The sequence below is a fragment of the Bacteroidales bacterium genome (assembly GCA_018334875.1).
Taxonomy (GTDB): Bacteria; Bacteroidota; Bacteroidia; order Bacteroidales; family UBA12077; genus JAGXLC01.
In genome coordinates, this window is sequence record JAGXLC010000158.1 from 1 (window position 1) to 9210 (window position 9210).

Here is a 9210-nt window from a genome sequence, read left to right on the forward strand (position 1 = left end):
TTATCCATATTCAGCACATTCGCGGCACTCCCTTTATTTACAGATATTTCCAGCAAGCCTTTTGATCCGAAAATGGCCAGGGCTTCGCCTTCCCTTACTTCATTATAGGACTCTTGGATACCTGCAAGGGTTTCCCGGGAAAGGTGAATGGCCGGCGAATTATAGGATACAGAAAGCTTATCAACCATACGCTGTTCAATATCGGTTATCAGATTGCCAAACCGATCAATATGGATGACGTGACCGGTAATCTCATTTGCCTTCACCTGGGGCCGCGGCAAAGAAAGGGTTTTCATTTCATCAGATGCCTCTCCCAGCCTGCCGGGATGGACTCCTTTGCTCAGATAGGCGGCAACCGGGGCAAAAATATCCCTCCCATGAAAGGTATTGCTGATCTCCGGCAAAAAATAATCCGAATTGCTGATGTTCCATATCTCTTCAGGCTCTTGTAGGCGAACAAGTTTCGTCATTACTCCGTTATCCGGGAAAAGAAAATAATGTCCTGCCAGTTTGAGCAGTTTAACCGGCCGGCTTCCCCCTACACCGGGATCTACAACGATAACGTGTATGCTTCCCTCAGGAAAATAATTAAAGGAATAATAAATCATATATGCGGCCCACTCCAAATCCTGCGGGGGAATATAATGTGTCAGGTCAATTACCGGTATGTCGGGATTGATCGAATGGATCACTCCTTTCATCAATCCCACATATTCATCCTGCAATCCAAAATCTGTAGTTAACGTTATGAGGCGATGGGTATCGGTTTTCATCACAGCATTAGTCCCTTACTTTTTATTTTCTTGCAGTTTTTGGCAGAAAATGAAATTCTAATATCTAATTTCGAAATTCTAAACAATGTCAAATGACCAAACAAAAAAATTTCAAAACAATCCAATATGCAAAGAGCACTCATGAAAATCTTCTATTTTCATATAGGTAATATGACACTCCGACTAATAATAAATAAGAACTTGTTTAAAATTACTAATCAGCTTTTTTGCTAAAGGTCTCTTTATACATATATCTTCTTATCCTTTGGCTGACCCACAGGCATAACAGCCAACGGGTACCATTTTTCCAATCCAAAGATTTTCTGAACAGCGTCATCATCAAAAGCACCGACAATAACTGTTCCCATGCCCTGCTCAACAGCTTCCAGGGAAATGTTCTGAGTAACCGAGCCGGCCTCCATGTAAACATACCTTTCACCACGGGAAGCATACCGTTCCTTTGTTCTTTCAAATTCAGCAGCAATAAGAAGATTCGCCCCCGCATTCTGTATGAAATCCTGATTAAAGCAGGCTTTAACAAGCTCTTCCGTTACATCCTTCTCATTGATCTGCTTAAGAGCATGTTCTTTGGGGATGTATTGGTAAATGCCCTGATCCAGTCCGTCCACTCCTTCTTTTCTTACAGCAACGAAAATTTCCAGCGGGAAAGTGGCCCCTGCAGAGGGTGCGGTTCGGCGCATAGTGAAACTTTGACTGACGACCCCCTGTGCTGCCCAAAGCATATTAGCCAGTTGCTGCAAGGTAACGGACTTCCGCTCATAATTCCTGCAGGAGATTCTCTTCTGCAGTGCATGACCGATATTTACCCTATCGCCTATCTTTCTTGCCGGTAATTTGATCTTATCCATAATGTAGGTCTTTTTAAAATTAGCATGCGTTAATCTGATATATTTGAGTCTAGTCTAAAAAGGCTCTCGCAGCTGTTTTTAGCTAATTGTACAGAACTATCTATTGAATTTCAAACATCTACTAAAGCCGCTTAGAGCCTTATCAGCTAATATCTGGCTTTTTATACCGGACTAATATTTTAAACAACGGACACTTCTTTTTCAATAACGATAAAAATAATAAAGTTTATCTATGTGTACAAAAGTCATTATAACCCGAATTATTCTAGAATAATTAATTCTTTTTCAAGTTCATTAAAGTTCTGTAATACAATATAATATACCCGCATAACTTGAGCAATTCAGATCAATCCCCATTGAACCCGCATATTAATCATTTTCTTGTAGCAAAACTCAGTGGATGCGGGTTTCTGACGCTATTGAAAAACCTGGCTTTTTGCTTCAATAAATTTCGCAAAAAAGCCGGTTTTTCTAATGCGGGGTTGCCTGCATCCCTCCCGCAAATCATCCCACATTCAAAAACTTTCCCGCTTACCAGCGGGATTCGTTTTTGAATTATGCAGGATAAAATGGTTCACCATAAAGGATGGAGTGCATCCATACACGTTTCATAAAAACTATCGTTATTCAGGTTGATTTTTATTAATTTAGTAGTACGGGTAGGAGTTATTAAAGCCTGAATATAAAACCAATAACTGTATCGGAATGATTGACAAAGGCACCACTGAACGAATAATTGAAACCGCTGAAATTACGGATGTTATACAGGATTTTGTTAACCTGAAGAAACGGGGAACCAATTACCTGGGATTGTGTCCGTTCCATAACGAAAAAACACCTTCCTTTACTGTATCTCCATCAAAAGGGATATTTAAATGCTTTGGCTGCGGAAAAGGGGGCAATGCGATCAACTTTATCATGGAGCATGAGGGGCTGAGCTATCCGGAAGCCCTGCGATTCCTTGCAAACAAATACAATATCGAAATAGAAGAAAAAGAGCTGTCCGCAGAAGAGATTGAACAAAAAAACATCAAAGACAGCCTGCAGATTGTAACCAATTTTGCCGCAAAACATTTTCATGACAATCTGAAAAACCATCAGGAAGGCCGGTCAGTAGGACTCAGCTACCTGAAAGAAAGAAGCATCCGGGAGGACATGATCGATAAATTTGACCTGGGCTACAGCCTGGACCAATGGGAAAGCTTTACACAGGCTGCGCTCAAGAAAGGGTTCAAACAGGATTACCTGGAAAAAACAGGACTTACCATCGTAAAGGAAGATAAACGTTATGACCGCTTCAGGGGCCGTATCATGTTCCCGATACACAGCCTTTCCGGGAATGTGATCGGATTCGGCGGGAGGACCATGAAAAAGGACGAAAAAACAGCCAAATACATCAACTCACCTGAATCGGAGATATACCACAAAAGCAATATCCTTTACGGCATCTATCATGCCAAAAAAGCCATCACCAAAAATGAAAAATGCTATATGGTGGAGGGATATACCGATGTGATTGCCCTGCATCAGAAAGGCATTGAAAATGTGGTGGCCTCCTCCGGTACTTCTCTGACGGAAAACCAGATAAGACTCGTAAAACGGTTCACGCCCAACATCACCATTATTTTCGACGGCGACCCGGCAGGCATAAAAGCATCATTAAGAGGGATCGACCTCATTCTTGAGCAGGGGATGAATGTAAAGGTACTGCTTCTCCCCGAGGGCGAAGATCCCGACTCGTTTTCCCAAAAACATAGTGCCTCGGACCTGGTTCAATATATTGAAGAGAATGAAGAAGATTTCATCCAATTTAAAACGCGTTTGCTTTCGGAAGAAGCTCAAAACGATCCGGTAAAAAGGGCCAATCTGATCAATGATGTTGTCCGCTCCATATCCATGATACCCGACGGAATCATGCGGACGGTGTACATAAAAAACTGCAGCAGCATTCTGGAAATTGACGAGAAGGTACTTTATGAGGAGACCAACAAAATCCGCAACAAAAGGGCCCGCCAGAAACACAAAAGAGAACAGGCCGGACGTGACAAAGAAGAAAAAAACAACCAAAACCTTACATCGGTGCCGGCCTTTATTGAAGAAGTCTATTCCGAAATCCAGGAGAAGGAGATCATCCGGTTGTTGCTGCAATACGGTGAGGAAGAGCTATACACCTATAAGGAAGATAAATACAGCGATACCAAAACGCTTACAGTAGCACAGTATATCATCAAAGAGATACTGAACGACGAGCTGGAATTCAAAAACCTGATCTACAAACAAATTTTTGAAGAGTACCTGGAGATATTGAATAGAGGAGCCCATCCGGAGAAAAGCCATTTCATATACCACAGCGACGAACAGATCAGTAAGCTTGCCGCTGATCTTCTGAGCCCGGCCTACGAACTGAGTGAATTTTTCAAAAAGAAAAGCGGGGTGTACGTGGAAACAGAAGATATGAAGCTTAAAATGCTGGTTCCGGAGGCCATCATTGCGTATAAGCGAAAAATCCTGGAGAAGGCCCAGAAAGATAAGGGAAAAGAACTACAACAGGCCCAACAAGAAGGACAGGATCAGGAAAAGATCGGGGAACTTCAACAGGAATACCAAACCATTGCCCAGGCCATCAATTCAATTTCCAAAGACCGGGGTTGGGTGGTGTTTCGGTAATACCTAGACCAGATAAACGGGAACTTAGCGTAGCGATATCACAGCCTGTCCCGTCTGACGGGAAATGTAGTGGGTAAACTCTAATTTCTAATTTCGAAATTACTCATCTAATAATTATTTTTAAAGGTATTCGTGAGGTTTGTTTGTCGCTACGCTCCAAACAAACGTTCTAAACAATATCAAATGACCAAACAAAGAAATTTCAAAACAAACCAATATGCAAAGAACACTCATGAAAATCTTCGGTTCTATTTTAACTAAGTTTGAACAAGATGTTTTGATCTCCGTTAGCTGCCGGATTGGATATTAGTATTTGTTTAGGATTTACCTGCCCGCTGGAAGGCGGGGAATTTAGAGTTTAAAATTTAGGGTTTAGAGTTTAGAATTTAGAATTTAGAATTTAGAGTTTAGAATTTAGAATTTAGAGTTTAGAGTTTAGAGTTTAGAATTTAGAATTTAGAATTTGAATATTAGAATTTCATCTTCTGCCAAAAAAAAGAGCGAAAATATAAAGTAAGGTACTACATTTATTCCCTCGTTTTCACATTTTTCATGATCATCACGGGCATCTGTTTCTCCATTCTCCTTAGTCTTTCCGTAACATTCCCCAGCAGGCTGGTTACGACCGATGTTTTCCCTTTTGCCCCTACCACCAATAGATCAACTTTCTGATCCTCGGCTTCATCGTACAGTTTCTCGGCCTGGCTCTTGAATTCTTCATTAACCCTTAATCTCAATTCCACATCATCCGGTGTCAGATCAAACTTCTTCAGAAACTTCCTGAATCGCTTACGGATCTTTTTCTCCATCACGCCTTTTGTTCGAATGGTTGTGGCAGGAAAATAACTCTTGTGGGTATCATACAGATAATGGCAGATGATTGGAGCATCTGCAGCTCTGGAAATATCCAGGCAACGCCTGAAAGCCTTTTCCGAAACCTTTGAGAGATCTACCGCACATAATATCTTATTCAGAGACAACTCAGGGTCCTCGGGGATAAACATCAGATCGGTCAATGCCTCTGCAGCGATCTTGTGCCCGTAATGCCCGGAGCGATCCTCACCATATTTCTGACCGATAAGGGCAAGATCGACCTCCTCCTTGCGGGTAAAATCAATAATTACGTTGGCAGCATCCTCATTCTCAATCCTCGTGATCACATCGGTATTGATATTTCTTTTAAAATGACTGGAGACCACACTGTTGATTTCCGACTTTATTTTTGTGCTCAGGTCGCTTTCCAGATCCGGAAATTTTTTACTCGACTTATCGGGCAGGTCATAAGCCTGAATGGCATGGAAAAAGATGACCTTCTTCAGCTCCAGTGCCTGGCTCAGATAGGAGGCATACCTGATCAGAGACCGGTCAATTTCCGTCAGATCAAGACAGACAAGCATGGTATTTAAATTCTTTATGGTATGCATAGGTTATGATTGTTTTTCATCCGTTTCATCGGTTTTGTCCGACCCATTATCTTGTTTTTTCCCAATCAGCTTCTGAACAAGTTCTTTGTAAGATTCGCGCTCCCTGGCTTTCCTGTGCAGTTCTTCTTTTTCATATTCTTTATTCAATCCTTTGCGCAAGCTTACAGCCATAATGATCAAAATTATGGCAAATGGCAATCCCGTGGTTATGGCAGCCGTCTGCAATGCTTTCAAACCCCCTCCGATTAACAATATGGCAGCTACGGCACCTTCCATGGAAGCCCAAAATACCCGCTGGGTAACAGGCGACTTTAATTTACCTCCTGAAGTAAATGCATCAACCACCAGAGAACCGGAATCGGAAGAAGTTACAAAAAAGCTGATCACCAAAACAATCGCGGCAAAGTTGGTTACTTCCGCCAGCGGGAAATTTTCAAAAAGGTTATATATGGAGGTGGCTACATTCTCTTGTACTGCTGAGATGATATCCGCCGTTCCATTCAGTTCAAGGAACAGGGCAGAACCACCAAAAGCCGTTATCCACAGAAAAGTCAGCAATGTAGGTACAATCAGTACACTCAGTACATATTCCTGAACGGTTCTCCCCCGGGATATCCGGGCAATAAACATCCCCACAAACGGCGACCAGGATATCCACCACGACCAGTAGAAGATGGTCCAGTCATTTTGCCATTGGGTTTGCTCGTAACTCTCCGTCCAGAAGCTCTTGTCGAAAAAACCTGAGAGATAATTGCCCAGATTCTGTGCATAGGAATCCAATATGAATACAGTAGGTCCAAGGATCAGTATAAATACCAATAATATGGCGCCGAGGTTGATATTCATCTCACTAAGTTTCTTTACCCCTTGATTCAGGCCTGAAACCACGGAGATGGTTGCAGCACCGGTTATCCCCACGATAAGAAGCACCCTGGTCGTGAGGGTGTCAGGTGAGGAGAACAAATGATTCAGTCCGGCACTTACCTGCTTAACACCAAGACCGAGTGAAGTGGCCAAACCAAACAGTGTGGCCAGTACAGCCAGCACATCGATCACATCACCGGGCCATTTGTACACTTTTTCGCCAAGTATGGGATAAAATATGGAGCGAAATGCCAGGGGCATGTTGCGGTTGAATGAGAAAAAAGCCAGTGCCAGGCCCACAAGCGTATAAATGGCCCAGGCATGCAGACCCCAGTGAAGAAATGTAGTTTTCATCGCTTCCTGGGCGGCGGCAATGGTTTCCCCCTCTCCCACCGGAGGATCGGTGAAATGAAAAAGGGGTTCGGCAACACTCCAAAACAGGATACCTATACCCATTCCCGCGCTAAAAAGCATGGCAAACCACGATCCGCGGCTAAACTCAGGAACAGCATTTCTGCCTCCCAACCGGATCGTGGCAAATTTGGAAAAAGCAAAATAAAGTGCGAAAAACAGATAGAAATTAACTGCCAAAACCAAAAACCAGCTAAAATTGCTGGATATCCAGTTCTGGGTATTATCAAACACTTTTTCCATGGGATCCCCTACTATCAGGGTTATGGCAATAAAAACAGCCAGCAGGATTGCTGCCGGCCAAAAAACAGGGGGATGGATATCAAAATATTTCCTTATTCCCTTTAATTCCTGATTCTCTTCCTCATTCTTCCGATCCATAGAACGTAAATATTTATCCCTTTAGCATTTCCTGGCTTACTTCCCACAATTTATCCTGTACATTGGTTTCATAAGTAACTGTGGCCGAGCCCTGCGGCATTTGATTGACAAAATATTTGCCCGATACCCCTTCAATAGCATCTGTAGTGGCCACATAAATAATGTTTTGGGCGCCTTCCTCAACGGCTGCCCCAATATCTCCATAATTCTGTTTCAGAAGTTTGGTACTGATGACACCCGGATGCAGACAATTGGAGGTTACATTGGAATCCCGCTTTTCCCTGGCAAGCTTATACGTGAACAAGACATTGCAAAGCTTTGAGAGACCGTAAGCTGCGCTTCCCGAAAATGACTGCTCACCCTGAAGATTATCAAAATCAATGGCTGTAGCATGAACCATGGAAGAAACATTCACTACCCTGGCTCCTTCACCATTTTCCAACAGATCCATAAGCAGATGGGTCAAAAGAAAATGGGCCAGGTAATTCACCTGAAAGGTTTTCTCAAATCCGTCCTTCGTCAGCTCTCTTTCTTTCTGAAAAATACCTGCGTTATTGACCAGAATATCCAGGTTGTCATAATCCTTCTTTACTTTATCTGCCAGATCCTTTACCTCCGATAGTACTTCAAAATCACCTGAATAGCCTGTAATATCATCCTTACCCGATTCCTTCCTAATATCCTCTATGGCCTGATTGACCGAATCATCACTTCTTCCGTGAATGATTACATGATAATCCATCTTAGCCAGCTCAATAGCCGATTGTTTGCCTATTCCGTCCGTTGATCCGGTAATGAATACATTCTTGCTCATATTATAAAATTTTTTGCGTTCAACTTAACTAAAAAATGAAGAAGAATGGCTCCAGTTCCTCAAGTTATTACATTTTCAATTGATAAAAAAGCATGCCCCCAAAAAACTCCTTCATCACAAACCCATTGTCATGGATGGGCATTTAAAAGCTCAATCAAAGTTAGAAAGAAAATAAGGAAAACAAAATTTCAAATCCAATATCTCCGGTAAAAGCACAGGGTTACCCGGACTGGCGGGGTAACCCTGTTTAACCTTGACATTAGCACGGCAGCTCTGAAAGCGTGTCTGGTATTAAAAATCATTTTGAATCCCGGAAACCTCAAATGTCCATGCATATTTGCAGGGTGGACTGTTTCGCAATTCTTCCGGAACATGAATTTCGAATCCGTATTCTTTTTCTTTCCATTCAAGCTCCACATCGGCTCCCAGCAAAGTAACCGCAGCATCCGGTACAGGTTTATGCGATCTGATTTCAACCGTTTCCGGCAGCTCCTCCTGCGGCCCGGCCAGATAAAAATAATGCACTGTGCCGTCGGGCTGCCTGGTCATACAAATGTTATCCTCCTTATACGGCATGATGGGCTCCGAATCATATATGGCCTCCTGATTGACATCCATCCAGTTGCCTATTTGCTCCAGAAGGTCATAGGCGCCCTGTTGCCAGTTGCCGTCCGGGCCGGGGGCAACATTCAGCAGCAGATTCCCTCCTTTGGCCACGATGTCGATAAGCATATGCACGGCTTCACGACCGCTCATGTAATTGGCATCGGGGGTATACGACCAGCCACCCCCGGAAATGATGCAGGACTCCCAGGGATAAGGCAAGGTCTTTTCAGGTACCCGGTTTTCCGGGGTAAGATAATTCTGATTCGGTCCCGGCACTGCACGGTCCACCACAATCAGCCCGGGCTGCTCTTCCCGGCATTTCTCAACCAGCTCATCCATTTTGATGTCCTGACTGACTACCCTCGACTTGATGAAGCCATTTTCACTCTGTTCAAGCTTTC

7 protein-coding genes are annotated in these 9210 nt (G+C 43.1%); 1 reads left to right on the forward strand and 6 read right to left on the reverse strand.

All coding sequences use genetic code 11. The features are described 5' to 3' along the window. A partial coding sequence (locus tag KGY70_12605) for an SAM-dependent chlorinase/fluorinase (GenBank protein MBS3776025.1) occupies positions 1-776 on the reverse strand: 776 nt, incomplete at its 3' end. A gap of 239 nt (positions 777-1015) precedes the next feature. Continuing rightward, positions 1016-1642 (reverse strand): SagB/ThcOx family dehydrogenase, encoded by a 627-nt coding sequence (locus KGY70_12610; protein MBS3776026.1) that lies wholly within the window; start codon positions 1640-1642, stop codon positions 1016-1018. Positions 1643-2347: 705 nt separating this feature from the next. On the opposite strand from KGY70_12610, the gene dnaG reads away from it, so the two are divergent. After that, positions 2348-4309, forward strand: a complete 1962-nt coding sequence (gene dnaG / locus KGY70_12615; GenBank protein ID MBS3776027.1) for a DNA primase — start codon at positions 2348-2350, stop codon at positions 4307-4309. 527 nt (positions 4310-4836) lie between these two features. Here dnaG and KGY70_12620 read toward each other — a convergent pair. From KGY70_12620 to KGY70_12635, 4 genes are all read right to left on the reverse strand, one after another. Continuing rightward, positions 4837-5733, reverse strand: a complete 897-nt coding sequence (locus KGY70_12620) for a universal stress protein (protein ID MBS3776028.1) — start codon at positions 5731-5733, stop codon at positions 4837-4839. 3 nt (positions 5734-5736) lie between these two features. Next, positions 5737-7389: a BCCT family transporter gene (locus KGY70_12625; protein MBS3776029.1), complete on the reverse strand. Its 1653-nt coding sequence runs from the start codon at positions 7387-7389 to the stop codon at positions 5737-5739. A 13-nt stretch (positions 7390-7402) separates the two neighbouring features. Beyond that, positions 7403-8203 (reverse strand): SDR family NAD(P)-dependent oxidoreductase, encoded by an 801-nt coding sequence (locus KGY70_12630; GenBank protein MBS3776030.1) that lies wholly within the window; start codon positions 8201-8203, stop codon positions 7403-7405. Between the two features lie 291 nt (positions 8204-8494). Continuing rightward, a partial coding sequence (locus tag KGY70_12635; protein ID MBS3776031.1) for an alpha-L-fucosidase occupies positions 8495-9210 on the reverse strand: 716 nt, incomplete at its 5' end.

Excerpts from the sequence above, each read along its gene's own strand:
- KGY70_12610 (MBS3776026.1), bottom strand. The coding sequence starts at position 1,642 with ATGGATAAGATCAAATTACCGGCAAGAAAGATAGGCGATAGGGTAAAT.
- dnaG (MBS3776027.1), top strand. The coding sequence starts at position 2,348 with ATGATTGACAAAGGCACCACTGAACGAATAATTGAAACCGCTGAAATT.
- KGY70_12620 (MBS3776028.1), bottom strand. The coding sequence starts at position 5,733 with ATGCATACCATAAAGAATTTAAATACCATGCTTGTCTGTCTTGATCTG.
- KGY70_12625 (MBS3776029.1), bottom strand. The coding sequence starts at position 7,389 with ATGGATCGGAAGAATGAGGAAGAGAATCAGGAATTAAAGGGAATAAGG.
- KGY70_12630 (MBS3776030.1), bottom strand. The coding sequence starts at position 8,203 with ATGAGCAAGAATGTATTCATTACCGGATCAACGGACGGAATAGGCAAA.